This window comes from Mesorhizobium onobrychidis, from assembly GCF_024707545.1.
Lineage (GTDB): Bacteria > Pseudomonadota > Alphaproteobacteria > Rhizobiales > Rhizobiaceae > Mesorhizobium > Mesorhizobium onobrychidis.
The window spans coordinates 6,465,650-6,485,382 of record NZ_CP062229.1; the positions used below are offsets into that span (position 1 = coordinate 6,465,650).

Here is a 19,733-nt window from a genome sequence, read left to right on the forward strand (position 1 = left end):
CCGCTATCCTTTCATCATGGTCACGTCGTCGACCTTGAGGGTGGATTTGTTCCTCACGAGGGCGACCAGAATCCCGAGGGCGACCGCAACCTCCGCCGCGGTGATTGCGATGACGAAGATCGCGAAGATCTGCCCGCGGAAATCGTCGTAGTAACGCCCGAAAGCGATGAAATTGATGTTGACCGAGTTGAGCAGCAACTCCAGCGACATCAGCACGACCAGGATATTGCGCCTGAGCAGCACGCCCGCCGCTCCGATCACGAACAGGACCACTCCGAGCAAAATATACCACCAGAGCGGAACCATCACCCCTGCTCCTTCCGCGCCAGCACGATGGCGCCGACCAGGGCCGCCAGCAGGATCACGGAGGCGGCTTCAAACGGTAGGAGATAGTCGGCGAAAAGTGTCATGCTGAGCTGCCTGATCTGATCGCCGCCGCGCATCGCGACGGGCTCCGTGACCGAAAAGCGGTCGCTCCAGAGCACCAGTACAAGCATCTCGACCCCAAGCAGGACGAGCAGCACCAGAGCCGGCAGGTTGCTGCCCGGCAAGAACCGCTGCAACACCGCTTCGCGCACATCGATCATCATGATCACGAACAGGAACAGGACCATGATTGCGCCGACATAGACGAAGATCTGGATGACAGCGAGCAACGGTGCCTCGAGCAAGACGAAGATTGCCGAGATCTGCAGGAAACACGCCATCAGCGCCAATGCGCTGTGAACCGGATTCCGCGCCAGGACCACGGTCAGTGCCGTGATCACGGACGCCGCAGCGAACAGAAGAAAGAACGCCTGATCCATCGACGCCGACCCTCCGCCGCGATCTGTCACTCGGCGCAAGACGGCCGAGTTTGAGATAGCTGCGCACTTCAGATGCGTCTACAAATTGTGCCCTAGTATCGGATTTTTCTCAAGATTACATGGTTTGTCGCTACGTTATGCCCAAGTCTCAGTATCTGATACGGTGTGCGATCCCGCAGCCTGCTTATCCGTTATTCAGGCTGCCGAAGGAGGTTCGGCACGGGATCAGAAACCCTGAAAACCTGAAAAAAGGACGTCGCGGCCAGACGGCGGGCCTTTGGCGAGCTTACCCCGCCCAGATGTAGTGAATAATCTCTTCGGCCTCGTGCTCGACCTCCTCGATGCGCTTCTTCACCACGTCGCCGATCGAGACGATGCCGTCCAGTTGGCCGTTCTTCACCACGGGCAGGTGGCGGAAGCGGCCTGTGGTCATGATCTCCATGACCTGGTTGATCGTGTGGTTCTCGGTGCAGAGCTTGACCTTGGCGGTCATTGCGTGACGGACACTCTGCTCCAGCGCCGCAGCCCCATGCTTGTCCAAGGCGCAGACGACGTCGCGCTCGGACACGATGCCGACCACCTTGCGATCGCCATTGGTAACGACCAGTGCGCCGATCCTGTGCTCGGCGAGCCTGTTGATCGCCACGGCGAGCGCCTCGTTCGGGCCGATCGTCTCGACGGCTCGACCCTTGTCCTCGAGAATCGCTTTGACGTTCATGGCTTCCTCCAAGCGTTGCTACGCTCCAGCCGTCCGCCCCGTCTCCCTCTCGGTGCATTTCTGCCCATCGTGCGCCGCGCGCCTTCATATTTCAAGTCCGACTTGCGTGCTCAGGCGCCAGTGCTTCCTGGCGGTAGGCCTTCATGATTGGCTCACACAAACCGCCGCCTGCTACAGGGGTCGCCGTGCCGTCGCCGATGCTCATCGATCAGCCGAGAGCGCCGTCACGGATTCCGCGGAAGCCAATTCCGTCGGGCTCAGGGGCGCATGCCTGGTTCCCTCTAAACGCATGCCGCTCTCGTCTATTTCTTGCAGGCGTCCCTGAACCCCAGGCGGCGTGCAGGTGCCGTTCAGCGTCGCGTGCGGCGATTTTGGTAAGCGGCGCGAGGATCGAACTTTCGCTCTTCAGAGCGATATCACTCAGCGAGATGAGGCCCGTCGTCCGCTTCTACCGGTTGAGCACTGAAAGGTGATGAGCCTGGCGCTCTTGCATTTGTTCAAGCGCCTGCTCCAGGGGCTGGCCCTCGAAACAGAAGAATATGCCGGGCGACATCACAGCGTCGGACGCGAAACCTTCGTGGTAAACATCCGGGTCGATCGAGTGGACGGTGGAATCACTATGGCGGGCGTTACTGTGACAAGACGATCAGGATCGTCATTGATCATGTGCGGCAGATGAGCTTCCGCACCGCCGAAGATCCTACGCTAATCTACTCAAAAACAGCCGCTTCGCCGAATTTATTAGGTCTTTCCCGTCATTCCCACTCGATTGTTTCATCCCACGATAACCGACTGATTTTGAATGGCAATTTAGTTTTACTCAACACAGGTACCGGCAGAGGTGCCGTCAAAAATCTGGGCTTTTGATTTCATTGACGAATTTCCGCTTTTCGGGAAATCCATGCTTTCACGCACTATCGATAGGATCGGTCGAGATCTTTTTTCCGCAGACTGGAACAGATCCTTTGGCAGCGGTGCGAAAAATACCGTCATTCTTTGACCGATCTACGTCGGCAGCAAAAGGCATTCCGTTGCCATTTTGCGTTCCAATGCGCGGAAGCGCGTCCAGTGCCAGCCTCCCCTTGGCGCAGCGCTGTCGTTATGCAGGCTCAAATCGCAAACCTGGTTGGTCGAAGCCTCTTTCGGACAGATCGGGACCTCACCCGTCGTTCCGTGGTGAGCGTTGACGGGCAGCGTACGGCAGTTCACTTTTCGCTCGGCTTGCCCCATTCGAGCACCTTCACATCGGAATCCCATCGAATCCTATGCAAGACAAGACAACTCAGGCGACAACACAGGCAGCAAGGAACAACCGGGGCCAGGCCGTCAGTGCCGACCTGATCGCTGTTGTTATTGCCGTGACCAGCGGCGAACCACGCGTCTTGACCATCGAGCAGGCGGGAGCGTTGCCGTCCGGACCTTTTGAACTCGACCATCGTTCCTTGCAGTCGGGTCTGAGGGCATGGGTAGAGCGGCACACCGGTCACCCGTTGGGCTATATCGAACAGCTCTATACCTTCGCCGACCGAGACCGGATCGGCAATGAGCGCGTGCAGATCTCGATCAGTTATCTCGGCCTGACGCGGGAAGAGGAGACCGAAAGGTCTCCAACGCATGGCTGGCGAGGTTGGTACGACTATTTTCCGTGGGAAGATCACCGTGCGGACGTGCCTCCGATCCTGCCCGATATCCTCATACCCCGACTTTTGACCTGGGCCAGCGAAGCCGAAGACCCGAACATGCGTCACGATCGCCGGCAGCGCGTGGCATATGCCTTCGGTCTCGATGATCGCGACTGGAACGAAGAACTTGTCCTGCAGCGATACGAACTGCTCTATGAAGCCGCGCTGGTGGCGGAGGCCACACGCGGCCGGGACAACGGCAGTCCGCTGGCCATTCCCGGTCGTCCGATGATTGCCGATCACCGCCGCATTCTGGCGACGGGGATCGCCAGGCTTCGAACCAAGATCAAATACCGCCCCGTCGTGTTCGAGCTGATGCCGCCGGCATTCACGCTGCTGCAATTGCAGCGCACCGTTGAAGCGCTCGCCGGCAGGCTCGTGCACAAGCAGAACTTCCGGCGTCTTATCGAACAGCAGGACCTCGTCGAGGAGACAGGCGAGACGATGTCGGACACAGGCGGGCGCCCGGCGAAGCGCTTCCGTTTCCGCCAGACGGTACTGGCGGAACGCGCCGTCGCAGGGACGAAATTGCCGCTTTCACGCGCTTGACATTCCTTATGCTCAAGTTAAGCATATGCCTCAGTTATACTCAATAGGAGCATAAGAACCAGGCATGCTCAACGCCTCTACGCGCACGGCCGCGCTCTATGACCGCGTGCGGCGGGTCATCCCGCCCATCGAATGGCCGGCCTTCGCCAGCGATATCGATGCCATTCTCGATTTGAAGCAGCAGCGAAACGCGGTCATCCTGGCGCATAATTATCAGACGCCGGAGATCTTCCACTGCGTCGCCGATATCGTCGGCGACAGCCTGGCGCTTGCCCGCAAGGCGATGTCGACCGAGGCGGATGTCATTGTGCTGGCTGGCGTGCATTTCATGGCCGAGACGGCGAAGCTGCTCAATCCGCAAAAGACGGTGCTCATCCCCGACTTGCACGCAGGCTGTTCGTTGGCGGACTCCATTACCGCCGAGGACATCCGCTTGCTGAGGCAACGCTATCCGGGCGTGCCCGTTGTCAGCTATGTCAACACGTCGGCCGAAGTGAAAGCTGAGTCCGACATCTGCTGTACCTCCGGCAATGCGAAGGCCGTCGTCGAGTCGCTGGGCGTTCCCCGGGTGATCATGCTGCCGGACGAGTATCTGGCCCAGAACATCGCCGCGCAGACCGACGTTGAGATCATCGCCTGGAAAGGGCATTGCGAGGTGCATGAGCGCTTTACGCCAGCCGACATCCGTGAGTTGCGCGAAAGCCATCCAGGTGTGACTGTGCTCGCGCATCCCGAATGCCCGCCCGACGTGGTGGCCGAGGCCGATTTTTCTGGTTCGACCGCTGCCATGTCCGACTATGTCGAAAGGCAAAGACCGCCCCGTGTCGTGCTGATGACCGAGTGCTCGATGAGCGACAATGTCGCTCTCCAGCACCCCGAGGTCGAATTCATCCGGCCCTGCAATCTGTGCCCGCACATGAAGCGGATCACGCTCGCCAATATCCGCGCCGCGCTCGAGCAGAACCGCAATGTCGTAACCATCGAGCCCGGGATCGTCCGGCGCGCGCGGCTTGCCGTCGAGAGGATGCTTGCCGTATGAACGTGGACGTCCAATGTCTCGACGGCCTGCCGGTCATCATCGGCGGCGGCATAGCCGGCCTGATGACCGCGCTGCATCTGGCACCTGAGCCGGTGCTTCTCCTGTCCACGACGCCATTAGGTGCTGACGCCTCGAGCACGTGGGCACAAGGCGGTCTGGCCGCCAGTCTCGGCGACGACGACGATCCGGCACTGCACCTGGCCGACACGCTCGCCGCCGGCGATGGGCTCTGCGACAGGGACATGGCGAGTCGCATCCTCAACGCGGCGCCAGGCGCGATCGAGCGGCTTGCGGGCTTCGGGGTCCGCTTCGACCGCACGCTAAATGGGACATTGCGCCTCGGACTGGAGGCCGCGCACAGCCGACGGCGCATCGTTCATGCTGGCGGCGACGGCAGCGGGCGCGAGGTCATGCGTGCCCTGGTCGCGGCCGTACGCTCGACGCCCACAATAGAGGTCGTCGAGGGCTTCGAAGCGCGTCGGCTGGCTGTGGAGGACGGCACAATCGCCGGTGTTCTGGCGCGCGGTCCGACAGGCCCGGTGTTCTTTGCCACGGGATGCGTCGTCCTCGCCACCGGCGGGATTGGCGGGCTGTTCCACGACACGACAAACCCGCTCGCCAGTTGCGGTCAGGGCCTGGCGCTTGCGGCCCGGGCGGGAGCTGTGCTTGCCGATCTGGAATTCATCCAGTTCCACCCGACAGCGCTTGACGGGTCGAACCGCCCCATGACGCTCATCAGTGAGGCGGTTCGCGGCGAAGGCGCCATAATCGTCGACGAGACAGGCCGACGCTTCCTCGACGGCGGGCTGGGGGCGGAGCTTGCGCCGCGCGACATCGTCGCGCGCGCCGTATGGAGGCATCTTGCGAACGGCCATCTGGTTTTCCTCGACGTACGCGAAAAGCCGGGCGCGACATTCGCCCAGCAGTTCCCGACGATCGCATCGGCCTGCAGTAAGGCCGGCATTGATCCGGCACGTGATCTCATTCCCATCCGGCCGGCGCAGCACTACCACATTGGCGGTGTCGCCGTGGATCTGGCGGGGCGCACATCGATTCCTGGACTTTGGGCCTGCGGCGAAGTCGCCTCGACCGGGTTGCACGGCGCCAACCGGCTTGCCAGCAACTCGCTAACCGAGGCCGTCGTCTGCGCGCGCTGGGTTGCCGAGAGTGTGGCCGCCTCGCCTGGCGGCGGTGGAAAGCCAACGATGGCATCTGACCTGCCCGCGCCGGATCCAGGGCCGGTGCGTCCTCTCCTGTCGCGTGCCCTCGGCGTCACGCGGGATGGCGAAGGTTTGAAAGAGGCTGCGCGCGCTTTGCTGCGGCTTGCGCAGCGCCATGACGCGGCGTCCGATTCCGCCGCCGTCGGGTTGATGATCACCATTGCCGCTTTGCTGCGCCGCGAAAGCCGCGGCGCTCATTTCCGGACCGACTTTCCGAATCATGCGACCGTCGTCCGCCGCTCCCAAATCACGCTCGACGCGGCTATAGCCGCAGCGCGGGAACTCGCATCCTCCCCAACGCTGGAAAGCGTGCTGTGATGAACCTCTCGCCACTTCCCGCAATCATGCTCGAGCCGCTGGTACGGGCAGCACTTCTCGAAGACCTTGGCAGAGCCGGTGACATCACCACTGATGCCATCGTGGCAAAGGAACACCATGCGACGACCGTGCTTTCGGCACGCCAGCACGGGGTTGTCGCCGGGCTCGATCTGGCGATGCTCGCCTTCCGGCTGATCGACCAGACTGTCGAGATAAGGGTGGAGCGAGCGGACGGCAGCGAGGTCGAGCAAGGAGAGACCATTGCATCGGTGAGCGGCCCGGCGCGGGCGATTCTCACCGCGGAACGGACCGCGCTCAATTTTCTCTGCCATCTGAGCGGCATTGCCACGGCGACGGCGTCGATCGTCGATGCGATACGCGGGCACAAGGCAAAAATCGTCTGCACTCGCAAGACGACACCCGGCTTGCGGGCTGTCGAAAAATACGCCGTGCGCGCCGGTGGCGGCTCCAATCACCGCTTCGGCCTCGACGACGCGATCCTGATCAAGGACAACCACATCGCCATCGCCGGCGGAATTCGCCCCGCAATAGAGCGCGCGCGAGGCAGCGTCGGCCATCTGGTCAAGATCGAAGTCGAGGTCGATACGCTGGCCCAGCTGGAAGAGGCCCTGGCCCTCGCCCCCGACGCCGTGCTGCTCGACAACATGTCGATCGACGAGTTGCACCAGGCTGTAGCATTGGTTGCGGGCCGATCGGTCACCGAGGCGTCTGGCAGGATCACCGCCGCGATTGCGCCAGCCGTTGCCGCAACCGGTATCGATCTGATTTCCATCGGCTGGTTGACTCACAGCGCGCCGATCCTCGATATCGGCCTCGACTACCGTGAGCCTTGATCGTCGTACCCAGCTTCTCTCGACTGTGGTCCGCCATTTCAAAGGCGCCGCAACGCAAGGAACAGGATGGAAATGCGCGCAGCAATTTCGGAAAAAACCATGCCTGAAGCTCAATCCTTCGACCACCACCGGATGTGGACCCTGGAAGAAGCCCAGGCGCTCCACGACGTGCCTTTCAACGACCTGCTGTTTCAGGCGCAAACCGTTCACCGCCAGAATTTCGATCCCAACAAGGTCCAGCTCAGCCGGCTCCTCAGCATCAAGACCGGCGGATGCCCGGAGGATTGCGGCTATTGCAGCCAGTCGGCGCATCACGAAAGCGGGTTGAAGGCGTCAAAGCTGATGGAGGTCATGCGCGTCATCGCCGAAGCGGCTAAGGCGCGTGACGCCGGCGCCACCCGCTATTGCATGGGTGCTGCCTGGCGAAACCCCAAGGCGCGCGACATGGATGCGGTAGTGGCGATGGTCGAGGGTGTGAAGGCGCTGGGCATGGAGACCTGCATGACGCTCGGCATGCTTGATCTTGAGCAAGCCGCTCGGCTGAAGCAGGCTGGCCTTGACTACTACAACCACAACATCGATACGTCTGAACGCTACTATAGCGAGATCATCAGCACTCGCAGCTTTGCCGACCGGCTGGACACGCTCGCCAATGTCCGCGACAGCGGCATCAAGGTCTGCTGCGGCGGCATTGTCGGCATGGGTGAAGAGCCGGTGGACCGGATCGACATGCTGGTGACGCTGGCCAATCTGCCGGAGCATCCGGAAAGCGTTCCGATCAACATGCTGATCCCGATCGAGGGCACCCCGCTAGCCGAGGCCAGGCCGATCGAGCCGATTGAATTCGTGCGCGTGATCGCGCTGGCACGCATCATGATGCCGAAATCGCATGTCCGCCTTTCCGCCGGCCGCACCGCCATGACCGACGAGATGCAGGCGCTGTGCTTTTTTGCCGGCGCCAACTCGATCTTCGTCGGCGACACGCTGCTGACGGCGAACAATCCCGGCGAGGACAAGGATACGCTGCTATTCCGGCGTCTCGGCATCGAGCCGATGGAAATCGGCACGCAATGAACGAGGCACTTCTTGCCCGGTATGACGCATCCCTGCGTGGGCTGGCGCGCAAGGACCGGCTGCGGACTCTTGCGCCGCGCGCCGGGCTCGACTTCTCGTCGAACGACTATCTAGGACTTGCCACCTCCAAAAGACTTGGCGAAGCGGTTGCGGCGGCGATTGCGCGGGGAACGCCGGTCGGTGCTACCGGGTCGCGGCTGTTGCGGGGCAATGCACCGGAGCACGAGCAACTGGAGGCGGACGCGGCGACATTCTTCGGCGCCGAGCGCGCACTGTTCTTCGGCAACGGCTACATCGCCAACTTCGCTCTGCTGACCGCGCTGCCGCAGAAGGGCGACCTTTTGATCCTCGACCGGCTCGCCCATGCCAGCATGCATGAGGGTGCGCAGGCCGGACGCGCCGAGTTCGTGCTGGCCGCGCACAACGAAGTCGATGCTGTCGAGGACGCGATCAAGCGCTGGCGCGCCGAAGGCGGCGCGGGGCGCGTGTGGATCGTGGTCGAAAGCCTGTACAGCATGGATGGCGACCGCGCGCCGATGGAGAGCCTGGTCGCACTTGCCGATCGGCACGAGGCATTCCTCGTCGTCGACGAGGCGCACGCCACCGGCGTCTGGGGACTGGACGGCCGGGGGCTAGCCGCCGCTTTCGAGGGCCGCGACAACATCGTCGCGCTCCACACATGCGGCAAAGCGCTAGGCGCGTCCGGCGCACTCGTCACCGGCCCGCGAACACTGTGCGACTATCTCGTCAACCGTTGCCGGCCATTCATCTACGCCACCGCGCCATCGCCGCTGATGGCAGTCGCGGTGCGTGAAGCGCTCGCCATGCTGTCCGACGAGCCGATGCGCCGCGTTCAGCTGCAGGAACGCGTTGCCTTCGCGGGCCGCCAATTGGCCGAGCGCTGCGGCGTGATGCCGAGCGGCTCGCAGATCCAGCCATTTGTCATCGGCGATAACGGGCGCACCATGGCGGTGGCGGCAGGACTGCAGGCCCGCGGCTTCGACATACGCGGCATTCGTCCGCCGACCGTGCCCGAGGGCACATCGCGGCTGCGCATCTCACTGACGCTCAACGTCGACGAAGCTGACGTTTCCGCCATGGTCGAGGCGCTCGCCGAGGTGTTGGCCACGGCATGACCAAGCGCATCGTCGTCACCGGAACAGACACCGGAATTGGCAAGACAGTATTTTCGGCTGGGCTCGCCGGCCTGCTCGACGGCTTCTACTGGAAGCCGGTGCAATCGGGCCTCGACGACGAGACCGACAGCGAGGTGGTTGCGCGGCTCGCCAGCCTGCCGCCAGGGCGCGTGCTGCCGGAAGTCTACCGCTTGAGCAAGCCGCTGTCGCCGCATCGTTCGGCCGAGATCGACGGCGTCGCAATCGAGGCGGCAAGGCTCTCGCTTCCAGTCTTGCCGGGTCCGCTCGTCATCGAAGGCGCCGGCGGCCTGATGGTGCCGCTCAACCGGCAGACAAAGTTCATCGACATATTCGCGCAGTGGCGGCTGCCGGTCATTCTGTGCGCCCGCACCGCGCTCGGCACGATCAACCACACCCTGCTGTCGATCGAGGCCCTGCGGGCCCGCTCAATCCCGATCATCGGCCTCGCATTGGCGAGGAGGTGGCCGATACGCAAAGGACAATCGTGGAATTCAGCGGCGTGCCACAGCTCGGCAGGCTGCCGCTGCTCGATCCGCTGACGAACGAAACGCTGAGGGAAGCGATGGTTGCCGGCTTTGACCTTGCCTCGATTGCCGGAGGCGAATGATGTCGCAGTCTCAAGTCTGGCATCCGTTCACGCAGCACGCGCTTGAGCCGGCGATTCCAGAAATCGTGCTGACGGAGGGAGCCTATCTCCATAAAGCTGACGGCACGCGTATCCTGGACGCCATCTCTTCCTGGTGGGTCGTCACGCATGGCCACCGCCATCCCCGCATCATGAAGGCTATCGAGACGACCGCGTCGAGCCTCGACCAGATCATCTTTGCAGGCTTCACGCATGAACCGGCCGAAGGCCTGGCCAGGGCGCTTGTCGGCCTCGCACCGCCCGGCCTCAACCGGGTGTTCTATTCCGACAGCGGCTCGACCTCGGTCGAAGTCGCGCTGAAGATGGCGCTTGGCTATTTTCGCAACATCGACGCGCCGCGCTCGCGCATCGTCGTCATGGAGCACAGCTACCATGGCGACACGATCGGCACGATGAGCGTCGGCGCCCGCGGCGTGTTTAACGCCGCCTACGAGCCCTTGCTGTTCGAGGTCGACACCATCCCCTTCCCGGCCGCCGGGCGCGAGCAGGAGACGCTGGATCGGTTCGAGGCCGTCTCCCGCGACCGGCACGCGGCCGCGCTGATCGTCGAGCCGCTCGTGCTCGGCGCCGGCGGCATGCTGATGTATCCGGCCTGGGTTGTCACCGAATTGAAGAAGATCGCCGAGACCTCCGGCACGCTGCTGATCGCCGATGAGGTGATGACCGGCTGGGGACGCACCGGAACCATGTTCGCCTGCGAACAGGCATCGATCTCTCCTGATATCCTTTGCACCTCGAAAGGCTTGACCGGTGGCACCGTCCCGCTCGCGGCCACGCTCGCCACCGATGCCATCTTCCAGGCCCACTATTCCGACGATCGGAAGAAGACTTTTTTCCACTCGAGTTCCTACACCGCCAATCCGATTGCCTGTGCGGCAGCACTTGCCAATGTCGAGATCTGGCGCGACGAGCCGGTGACCGAGCGGATCGCGGCCTTGAGCGCGAAGCAGGCCGCCGGGCTTCAACGCTTTCGCCACAATCCCTACTTCACTGACAGCCGGACGACAGGCACCATCGCGGCCCTCGATCTGCGCACTGGCTCAGCCGGTTATCTGGCCGAGATCGGACCTAAACTGCGCGCATTCTTCCTCGAGCGCGGCCTGCTCGTGCGTCCGCTCGGCAATGTCCTGTATCTTCTGCCGCCCTATTGCATCACCAGCGACGAGTTGGACAGGCTCTATGACGCGATCGAGGAGGCCGGCGAACGCTTCGGTTCGAGGCCATGAGCAGATCGTCGCGCATTCTCGGGTTTGGCCATCATGCGCCGTCGCGCAAGGTCGAGAACCCGGAAATCGAAGATCGTCTCGGGCTTGAACCCGGCTGGATCGAGCGGCGGACCGGAATTCGTTCGCGCTTCTGGGCAGTGGACGAAGACACGCTGTCTGGTCTTGCCGCCTATGCCGGCGACATGGCGCTGGCGAACGCCGACGTCGACCGCAGGGACATCGGCCTGCTCCTGCTTGCCACCTCGACGCCCGACCACCTTCTGCCGCCAAGCGCGCCCCTGGTCGCACATCGGCTCGGACTGGGCCGCGCCGGTGCGATCGACCTGACCGGCGCCTGTGCCGGCTTCATCTATGCGCTTATGTTCGCGGACGGATTCACCCGGCTGCATGGCAAATCGGCCCTCGTCATTGCGCCAACATCCTCAGCCGTCGCATCAATCCGGCCGAACGCGCCAGCGCCGTACTTTTTGCCGATGCCGCCGGCGCGGTGGTGATTGGTCCCGGCGACGACCCGGATCGCGGCATTCTCGGTGCTTCGGTGGATTCCGACGGCTCGCGCTACGGGCTGATCCAAATACCCGCGGGCGGAAGCAACAAGCCGTTCCACGGCAACCTTGAGCTCGAGCAAACCCGGATGACGATCACCGACGGCCGTGAAGTGTTCAGCAAGGCCGTGGAGATGATGACTGCCTGCTCACAGGACGCACTCGCCGCAGCCCAAATGCGGCCACAGGACATCGATCGGTTTGTGCCGCATCAGGCCAATGCGCGCATTTTCGATGCGGTCGGGCGAAACCTCGGCATTGCGGATCACGCGATCGTCAAGATAATTGTCGAATACGGCAACTCTTCCGCCGCGACGATTCCCCTGTCGCTGTCACTCGCCCATCGGACGGAGCCATTCCGACGTGGCGAGAAAATCCTTCTGGCGGCAGCGGGGGCGGGTCTCAGCGGCGGTGCTCTCGTCGTCGGAATTTAGCGCGGCGGCCGGCCGCGCGCACAATGGTGGATAGGACAAAGGATCAATGCGAAAAATAGTGGCCGGCAAGCTGCACGGCATCCACGTCACCGAAGCGAACCTCAACTACCATGGTTCGATAACGCTGGATCCTGACCACTGCGAGGCAGCCGGGATCCTGCCATGGAATTCGTGGAGATATGGAACAAGAACTCCGGTGCGCGGATTTCGACCTATGTCATTCTCGGCGAGCGCGGCTCACGATGCTGCATCCTCAACGGGGCGGCCGCCCGCACCTGCCAGCCCGGCGACCAGATCATTGTCTGCAACTCCATCTACCTGGATGAAGCGCAGATTACCTCGCTGAAGCCGCGGATCGTCACTTTCGACCAGGATAACCACATACGTGACCGCCTGAGCTACTCGGTCGATCTCGACGCACATGGCCGATATACAGTTTCTCCATCCTTGACGAGGCGAATGCCGCTTTGGCCATTCCTGCCCTGGTCTCCGGCGCGTGATCCGACGTATGCGCGAGCTTTCTCGGCTTGATCGGCCGTCGATTACCGCCACGACCCGAATGCGCTTGACAAGATAGCGCCGGCCCGTTCAATTCCAAGCATTCACCAGGGGAGTCCCGGCAAGGGGCTGAGATACTGCTGGCTTTCGCGGCGCAGTGACCCGTTGAACCTGATCCAGTTCATACTGGCGTAGGGACGGTGCAAGCGCTTTGCGGGAGTTTACGCCCGAGGTCCTGTTTCGGCAGGTCGACCAGAGCGACTTTTCATCCTTCCGGCACAGAACTGGGTCTCCAATGCACGAGCAAAGGAGCCTCAAGATGAATGCCCTCACCCCCGCCGTTTCGACGGGACCACTGCCCGCCTCACGGAAGATCCACAAGCCCGGTGCCATCCACCCGCAGATCAGGGTGCCGATGCGCGAAATCTCCGTCCATCCGACAGCCGGCGAGCCGCCCGTCACCGTCTACGATCCGTCTGGCCCCTATACGGACCCGACTGTCGAAACCAGCATCGAAAAGGGCCTTGCCCGGCTTCGCCACGAATGGATCATGGCGCGGGGCGATGTCGAAGCCCATGATGGCCGCCACGTGCGGCCGGAGGACAACGGATTCGCGACGGGTGAGCGGCTGACGCCGGAATTCCCCATTCGCAACCGGCCTCTCAGGGCCAAGGCGGGCAAGGCGGTGACCCAGCTTGCCTATGCGCGCGCCGGCATCACCACGCCCGAAATGGAATTCGTCGCCATCCGCGAAAACCTTGGTCGCGAGATCCTGCGCGGCAAGCTTGAGCGCGACGGCGAAGCCTTCGGCGCGGCGATCCCAGACTTCGTCACGCCGGAATTCGTGCGCGACGAGGTGGCGCGCGGACGGGCGATCATTCCCGCCAACATCAATCATCCCGAGAGCGAGCCGATGATCATCGGCCGCAATTTCCTGGTCAAGATCAACGCCAATATCGGCAATTCGGCCGTCACCTCGTCCATGGCCGAAGAGGTCGAAAAAATGGTCTGGGCGATCCGCTGGGGCGCCGATACGGTGATGGACCTGTCGACCGGCCGCAACATCCACAACATCCGGGACTGGATCGTGCGCAACGCACCGGTGCCGATCGGCACGGTGCCGCTTTACCAGGCGCTCGAAAAGGTCGGCGGCATTGCCGAGGACCTATCCTGGGAGGTCTACCGCGACACGCTGATCGAACAGGCCGAACAGGGCGTCGACTATTTCACCATCCACGCCGGCGTGCGGCTGCACTACATCCCGCTGACGGTTGACCGGGTCACGGGTATCGTCTCGCGCGGTGGGTCGATCATGGCCAAATGGTGCCTCCACCATCACCGGGAAAGCTTCCTCTATGAGCATTTCGCGGAGATCTGCGACATCTGCCGCGCCTATGACGTATCCTTTTCGCTTGGAGACGGCCTTCGTCCTGGCTCGATCGCCGATGCCAACGACGCGGCGCAGTTCGCGGAGCTGGAAACGCTTGGCGAGCTAACGAAGATCGCCTGGGCCAGGGATTGCCAAGTCATGATCGAGGGGCCCGGCCATGTTCCCATGCACAAGATCAAGCAGAACATGGACAAGCAGCTCGCTGTCTGCGGCGAGGCGCCGTTCTATACGCTTGGGCCGCTGACGACGGACATCGCGCCGGGCTATGACCACATCACCTCCGGCATCGGTGCCGCCATGATCGGCTGGTTCGGCACCGCCATGCTCTGCTACGTCACGCCCAAGGAGCATCTCGGCCTTCCTGATCGCAACGATGTCAAGATTGGCGTGATCACCTACAAGATCGCCGCCCATGCCGCCGACCTGGCGAAGGGGCATCCGGCGGCGAAAGTCAGGGATGACGCCCTTTCCCGCGCGCGCTTCGAGTTCCGCTGGGAGGACCAGTTCAACCTGTCGCTCGATCCCGAAACGGCGCGCTCGTTCCACGACCAAACCTTGCCCAAGGAGGCGCACAAGCTGGCGCATTTCTGCTCGATGTGCGGGCCGAAATTCTGCTCCATGCGAATCTCTCACGACATCCGCGCCGAAGCGCAGAAGGAGGGCATGGCGGCAATGGCGGCGAAGTACCGCGAAGGCGGCGATCTCTACCTGCCGGTAGACGAGTCCGGCGTACCGCTCATGCCAGAGGCGCCTGAGCCATCATGAGAGTGCTGGTCAAAGGGGCCGGCGTCGCCGGCCTCACCGCCGCCTTCGAGCTCGCCACACGCGGCGCGGCGGTGACGGTTGCGGAGACAACGGATAGGCTTGGCGGCAATGCGTCGTGGTTCGCCGGCGGCATGCTGGCGCCATGGTGCGAGCGTGAAAGCGCCGAGCAGACGGTGCTCGATCTCGGACGCGATGCCGCCGACTGGTGGGATGCGGCAACGCCCGGCCTGGTGACGCGGGCCGGAACACTGGTCGTGGCCGCGCCGCGCGATGCGGGCGAGCTCGACCGGTTTGCCAGCCGCACATCGGGTCATCGGCGTGTCGATGAAGATGAAATCGCGTTGCTGGAGCCCGACCTCGCCGGCCACTTCCGCCGCGGACTGCTCTTCCCCGACGAGGCCCATCTCGACCCGCGCCAGGCGATGGCGGCACTTCATGACAGGCTCGCGGCCATGGGCGTCGACTTCCACTTCGGCGCCGACGCCCGGCTGGGCTCCGGTTTCGATCACCAGATCGACTGCACGGGCATGGCGGCGGTCGATGACCGGTTGCGCGGCGTTCGCGGCGAGATGTTGATCCTGCGCACGCCGGATGTCTTGCTGTCGCGCCCGGTCCGGCTGCTTCATCCGCGCTTTCCGCTCTACATAGTGCCGCGCAACGACCACCGTTTCATGGTTGGCGCGACGATGATCGAGAGCCAGTCCACAGGACCGGTCACAGCGCGCTCAATGACGGAGCTTTTGGGCGCGGCCTACGCTCTCCATCCGGCATTCGGCGAAGCAGGCATCATTGAGACAGGCGCCGGTGTTCGTCCAGCCTTTCCAGACAACCTGCCGCGTGTCGAAGCACTTGGAAGCACGGTCGCGATCAACGGGCTTTATCGCCACGGCTTTCTTCTGGCGCCCGCTATGGCGCGCCTAGCGGCCGAAATTGTCTTCAGTCACGACAAACCATTGGAGTTTGCCCATGAAACTGATCGTCAACGGCGAAGTGCATGAGGTTGCCGCCGCCACGCTGGCCGAACTGCTTGCCGCACTCGACTATGACGGCGATTGGCTGGCGACGGCCGTCAACAGCGACGTCGTGCACAAAGCCAGGCGGGCGGAGTTCCAGTTGAGCGACGGCGATCGGATCGAAATCCTCTCGCCCATGCAGGGAGGCTAGCATGTTCGAACTTTTCGGAACGTCGCTTCCGTCGCGGCTGCTTCTCGGCACCGCTCAATATCCTTCTCCAGCTATCCTTGCCGATGCGGTCAAGGCGTCCGGAACGTCGGTGGTGACCGTCTCCTTGCGGCGTGAAATGGCAGGCGGCAGGGCTGGCGAAAAATTCTGGTCGCTTATCCGCTCGCTCGGCATGAGAATCCTGCCCAACACTGCGGGCTGCCACTCCGTTAAGGAAGCGGTCACCACCGCAAAGATGGCGCGCGAAGTGTTTGGCACGAGCTGGATCAAGCTCGAAGTGATCGGCAACCACGACACGCTGCAACCGGACGTGTTCGGCCTGGTCGAAGCCGCCCGTATCCTGTGCGAGGACGGCTTTTCGGTATTCCCCTACACCACCGACGATCTCGTCGTCGCCGAGCGGTTGCTGGAAGCCGGATGCAGGGTGCTCATGCCCTGGTGCGCGCCGATCGGTTCCGCTCTCGGACCGGTCAACATGACGGCGCTGCGCTCTATGCGCGGACATTTCCCTGGCGTCCCGCTGATCGTGGATGCAGGCCTCGGGCGACCGTCGCACGCGGCAACGGTCCTGGAGCTAGGCTTTGATGCTGTGCTCCTGAACACGGCAGTCGCCAGGGCGGGCGATCCGGTCGGCATGGCGCGCGCATTCGGCAAGGCAGTCGATGCCGGCCGTGAAGCCTTCCTTTCCGGAATGCTCGAACCGCGCGACGTCGCCGTGCCATCGACGCCGACCATCGGCAGGGCAGTTTTTTCATGAAGCTTGATCCCTTCTACCTGATCGTCGACAGCGCCGCCTGGATCGAGCGATTGGCGCCGCTCGGCGTCAGGCTGGTGCAGCTTCGCGTCAAGAACCTGAACGAGGCTGCGCTGCGCGCCGAAATCCGGAAGGCAAAGGCCTTGTGCGCCGAGCACCAGTGCCAGCTCATCGTCAACGACCATTGGGGCCCGGCAATCGAGGAAGGCTGCGAGTTCGTTCATCTCGGCCAGGAGGATTTGCAGGCTGCCGACCTCGCACAGATACGGGCAGCCGGCTTGAGGCTGGGGGTTAGCACGCATGATCATCTGGAATTGGAGACGGGTTTGGCCGCCAAGCCCGACTACATCGCACTCGGGCCGGTCTATGCCACCATTCTGAAGAAGATGAAATGGGCGCCGCAAGGGCTCGAACGTATCAGCGAGTGGAAACACCGGGTGGCGCCGATCCCATTGGTCGCCATTGGCGGCCTCAATCCCGACCGGCTCGACGGTGTCTTTGCGGCTGGTGCGGACAGCGCGGCGGTGGTGACCGACATCACGCTCAACGACGACCCCGAAGCGCGCACGCGGGAATGGATCGAAAAGACTGACCAATGGCGCTGAAGCGAGAACCGCATGTGCTTGTCGTTGGCGGGTCGGACCCTAGCGGCGGCGCCGGAATTGCCCGCGACGTCGAGACGATCTCGTCCCTTGGCGTGCGTACCTGCCTTGCTGTTACAGCGCTAACGGTTCAGACGCACGAAACCGTCGTGGAAATCCATCCTTTGCAGCCCGATCTTGTGGTCGATCAGATGCGCGCTGCGCTGCAGGCAAACGAGGTGGCGGCCATCAAGATCGGCATGCTCGCAACGGCCGACATCATCATTGCCGTTGCCGCCGTGCTGCGCGAAAATCCTCAGGTGCCAACAGTGCTCGACCCGGTACTGGCCTCCACGTCAGGCCGGGCGCTGCTGGAAACAGGCGCCATCGCCGTCATGAAGCGTGCTCTGATGCCGCTTTGCCGTCTCGTCACACCCAATTTCATCGAACTGGCGCTCCTTGCCGGCTCAGAACTGACGGGGGATGAGGACGGCGCAGTATTGCAAGGCCAGGAATTGCTGGTCGCCGACGCACAGGCCCTGCTGATCAAGGGCGGCCACGCATCGGGACCTCGATCAACCGATATTCTGTTGCGCTCCGATCAAGAACCAATCCACTTCGACTCGCCACGCCTTGCCGCATCGATGCGCGGGACGGGTTGCATGCTGGCCAGCGCGATCGCGGCGCATCTGGCAAAGGCGAGCCCACTCGAAAACAGCGTGCGCAAAGGCAAGGTGTTTGTTTTCGAGAGGCTTCAGAAGCAAGCAGCCAATGACAGTGGCTTTTATGCCCAAGTTGAACTGCCCGTCTGAGAGGGCGCCCGACTTTCGACACCTCAACCTTTGAATGGCTGTCATGACGCGAAGCAGACCCGCCGATTTGCACGCGGAGGAAATGGCCGCCGGCATCTGACGTGCGCCAAAAACTGAAATCACAGGGGCTGCCGTTCTACGCTGCGGCCTCCCCTATTCCCACTCGATTGTTCGCATCGGGCCTAATGAGTTGATTTGTCGTCGCGAAAAATTTTTCCGCCTTGAAAACTCCCGTCGCCCGAACCGTCAGATGCGCATGGCTTTTGAATTCAAAGAGGAATTTGATCGCTCCAGAAAATCTCCGCTTTCAGCGACTATCAATATCGATCGGTCCACTTTTCTCGAATCCACTGGCAACGCCGCACCGCCGACATAGCCGAAGACTACCGTCAGCAGCGCTAAGGATCGACCGCGATGTCGCTCGGAGCGATCGCAGCTCGGCTTCCGACCGGATTACGGCAAGCGTCGCCGGCGACCTGCCGCGCGTCAGTCGCGCGATACGGACAGTCCCGCGAGAAGCGGCGCGTACGCGGCGAGCCTGCGGGATACGAACTCGGTGAAGAGCCGCACGCGCTTCGTCTTGCGTGTCTCCCCCTGTGTGAGAAGCCAGAGCGTTCCGTGCATGTGCAGGTCGGTGCCTGGCACCCTCACCAGCAGGGGGTCGGCATCTCCGACGAAGCACGGCAGTGTCGTCATCCCGAGCCCTTGCCGTACTGCAACGATCTGCGCCTCGCCGTCTGTGGTCCTGAACGGAACCCCTGTGGTACGAACCTCACCCTCGCGGACCCAGTCCGGGATGCCATGAATGCTTATGACGATCCACCGGATGGGATCCGGCGCACCCGCATGCCACGCGGCCAGTCGATCGCGAGACATGTAGACACCGCTGAACAGATCCGGTCCCTTCAGGCCGTGAAGATTGAGCGGCAGGGTTTTGCGGTCGTAAACGACGCGGATCGCGACATCGGCCTCTCGGTTGGTCAGATTTGCCAGCTCGCCGGACGACACGATCTCCATCTCGATGTCCGGATGCAGAAGCGCGAAATCGGCGAGGTCCGGCATGAGCAGGTGTGTCGCAAGGGTTGGAGCCAACGTCACCCGCAGAAGCCCGCGCACGCTCTGGTCGCGACCGAAGACGCGCGTCTCCAGCTGGTGCGACGACGCTTCCATCTGGTTCGCGAGCTCGAGAACCTCCTCGCCCGCAGCCGTCAGGCGGTAGCCCGAAGGCACCTTTTCGAACATCTGCGCCCCGAGGCGTTCCTCGAGCTGTGCGATGCGTCGCAGCACGGTCGAGTGATACACCCCGAGGCCCTCGGCGGCAGCCCGCACTGAGCCTCCGCGCGCCACGGCAAGAAAGTAGCGAATGTCATCCCAGTCGATCATGGTGCAATCTTGCACCGCGCGGTGCGCCTTCCAAAGCCCGTATCTAACGCATCGTACCGCAGTACGGGCGGTCATCATAGCTTATGTCGACGAGCGCGGC

General features: G+C 62.8%; 19 protein-coding genes, 3 pseudogenes and 1 riboswitch. Of the genes and pseudogenes, 18 read left to right on the top strand and 4 right to left on the bottom strand.

The genetic code is table 11. The features are described 5' to 3' along the window. Positions 1-3: 3 nt before the first annotated feature. The 3 genes from nuoK to IHQ72_RS31955 form a co-directional block, all read right to left on the bottom strand. Positions 4-306 (bottom strand): NADH-quinone oxidoreductase subunit NuoK, encoded by a 303-nt coding sequence (gene nuoK, locus IHQ72_RS31945; RefSeq protein WP_023800378.1) that lies wholly within the window; start codon positions 304-306, stop codon positions 4-6. Further along, positions 306-806: an NADH-quinone oxidoreductase subunit J gene (locus IHQ72_RS31950; RefSeq protein WP_258119697.1), complete on the bottom strand. Its 501-nt coding sequence runs from the start codon at positions 804-806 to the stop codon at positions 306-308. Before IHQ72_RS31950 ends, nuoK begins: the two co-directional genes overlap by 1 nt. Positions 807-1,092: 286 nt before the next feature. After that, a complete protein-coding gene (locus tag IHQ72_RS31955; protein ID WP_077376492.1) occupies positions 1,093-1,524 on the bottom strand; it encodes a CBS domain-containing protein in 432 nt (143 codons plus the stop codon). A gap of 472 nt (positions 1,525-1,996) precedes the next feature. On the opposite strand from IHQ72_RS31955, the gene IHQ72_RS31960 reads away from it, so the two are divergent. From IHQ72_RS31960 to IHQ72_RS32045, 18 genes and pseudogenes are all read left to right on the top strand, one after another. Continuing rightward, positions 1,997-2,203 carry a hypothetical protein gene (locus IHQ72_RS31960; RefSeq protein WP_258119698.1) on the top strand — a complete coding sequence of 69 codons (207 nt, stop codon included), beginning with the start codon at positions 1,997-1,999 and terminating at the stop codon, positions 2,201-2,203. Further along, on the top strand, positions 2,200-2,391 hold the full coding sequence (locus tag IHQ72_RS31965; protein WP_258119699.1) for a hypothetical protein: 192 nt from the start codon (positions 2,200-2,202) through the stop codon (positions 2,389-2,391). Before IHQ72_RS31960 ends, IHQ72_RS31965 begins: the two co-directional genes overlap by 4 nt. A gap of 398 nt (positions 2,392-2,789) precedes the next feature. Then, positions 2,790-3,755, top strand: coding sequence for an NUDIX hydrolase (locus IHQ72_RS31970; RefSeq protein ID WP_258119700.1), 966 nt, complete (start codon positions 2,790-2,792; stop codon positions 3,753-3,755). Between the two features lie 64 nt (positions 3,756-3,819). Further along, positions 3,820-4,794, top strand: a complete 975-nt coding sequence (gene nadA, locus IHQ72_RS31975) for a quinolinate synthase NadA (protein ID WP_258119702.1) — start codon at positions 3,820-3,822, stop codon at positions 4,792-4,794. Then, positions 4,791-6,332, top strand: coding sequence for an L-aspartate oxidase (locus tag IHQ72_RS31980; protein ID WP_258119704.1), 1,542 nt, complete (start codon positions 4,791-4,793; stop codon positions 6,330-6,332). The genes nadA and IHQ72_RS31980 overlap by 4 nt, the downstream gene beginning before the upstream one ends. Continuing rightward, positions 6,332-7,186 (top strand): carboxylating nicotinate-nucleotide diphosphorylase, encoded by an 855-nt coding sequence (nadC, locus tag IHQ72_RS31985; protein WP_258119706.1) that lies wholly within the window; start codon positions 6,332-6,334, stop codon positions 7,184-7,186. The genes IHQ72_RS31980 and nadC overlap by 1 nt, the downstream gene beginning before the upstream one ends. 99 nt (positions 7,187-7,285) lie before the next feature. Next, the gene (bioB, locus tag IHQ72_RS31990) at positions 7,286-8,260 is read left to right on the top strand and encodes a biotin synthase BioB (protein ID WP_258119708.1); all 975 of its coding nucleotides are present in this window, start codon (positions 7,286-7,288) and stop codon (positions 8,258-8,260) included. Continuing rightward, complete coding sequence (locus IHQ72_RS31995) at positions 8,257-9,396, top strand: 8-amino-7-oxononanoate synthase (protein ID WP_258119710.1); 1,140 nt, start codon at positions 8,257-8,259, stop codon at positions 9,394-9,396. Before bioB ends, IHQ72_RS31995 begins: the two co-directional genes overlap by 4 nt. Then, positions 9,393-10,024, top strand: a pseudogene (gene bioD, locus IHQ72_RS32000) (dethiobiotin synthase). Before IHQ72_RS31995 ends, bioD begins: the two are co-directional and overlap by 4 nt. Further along, complete coding sequence (locus IHQ72_RS32005; RefSeq protein ID WP_258119712.1) at positions 10,024-11,289, top strand: adenosylmethionine--8-amino-7-oxononanoate transaminase; 1,266 nt, start codon at positions 10,024-10,026, stop codon at positions 11,287-11,289. Before bioD ends, IHQ72_RS32005 begins: the two are co-directional and overlap by 1 nt. Beyond that, a pseudogene (gene bioZ, locus IHQ72_RS32010) lies at positions 11,286-12,268 on the top strand (3-oxopimeloyl-[acyl-carrier-protein] synthase BioZ). The gene IHQ72_RS32005 and the pseudogene bioZ overlap by 4 nt, the downstream one beginning before the upstream one ends. Before the next feature lie 46 nt (positions 12,269-12,314). Further along, positions 12,315-12,768 (top strand): annotated as a pseudogene (panD, locus tag IHQ72_RS32015) (aspartate 1-decarboxylase). 97 nt (positions 12,769-12,865) lie between these two features. After that, a riboswitch (TPP riboswitch) is annotated at positions 12,866-12,982 on the top strand. Positions 12,983-13,085: 103 nt separating this feature from the next. Continuing rightward, positions 13,086-14,921, top strand: a complete 1,836-nt coding sequence (gene thiC / locus IHQ72_RS32020) for a phosphomethylpyrimidine synthase ThiC (RefSeq protein ID WP_258119714.1) — start codon at positions 13,086-13,088, stop codon at positions 14,919-14,921. Beyond that, entirely contained in the window at positions 14,918-15,919 is a 1,002-nt protein-coding gene (gene thiO / locus IHQ72_RS32025) for a glycine oxidase ThiO (RefSeq protein WP_258119715.1), read from the top strand. The genes thiC and thiO overlap by 4 nt, the downstream gene beginning before the upstream one ends. Next, on the top strand, positions 15,888-16,085 hold the full coding sequence (thiS, locus tag IHQ72_RS32030; RefSeq protein WP_258119717.1) for a sulfur carrier protein ThiS: 198 nt from the start codon (positions 15,888-15,890) through the stop codon (positions 16,083-16,085). Before thiO ends, thiS begins: the two co-directional genes overlap by 32 nt. 1 nt (position 16,086) lies before the next feature. Next, positions 16,087-16,860 carry a thiazole synthase gene (locus IHQ72_RS32035; protein WP_258119719.1) on the top strand — a complete coding sequence of 258 codons (774 nt, stop codon included), beginning with the start codon at positions 16,087-16,089 and terminating at the stop codon, positions 16,858-16,860. Next, a complete protein-coding gene (locus tag IHQ72_RS32040; protein ID WP_258119721.1) occupies positions 16,857-17,462 on the top strand; it encodes a thiamine phosphate synthase in 606 nt (201 codons plus the stop codon). Before IHQ72_RS32035 ends, IHQ72_RS32040 begins: the two co-directional genes overlap by 4 nt. After that, entirely contained in the window at positions 17,453-18,250 is a 798-nt protein-coding gene (locus IHQ72_RS32045) for a hydroxymethylpyrimidine/phosphomethylpyrimidine kinase (RefSeq protein ID WP_258119723.1), read from the top strand. The genes IHQ72_RS32040 and IHQ72_RS32045 overlap by 10 nt, the downstream gene beginning before the upstream one ends. 486 nt (positions 18,251-18,736) lie before the next feature. Here IHQ72_RS32045 and IHQ72_RS32050 read toward each other — a convergent pair whose 3' ends face one another. Continuing rightward, positions 18,737-19,633, bottom strand: coding sequence for a LysR family transcriptional regulator (locus tag IHQ72_RS32050; protein ID WP_258119725.1), 897 nt, complete (start codon positions 19,631-19,633; stop codon positions 18,737-18,739). Between the last annotated feature and the right edge of the window lie 100 nt (positions 19,634-19,733).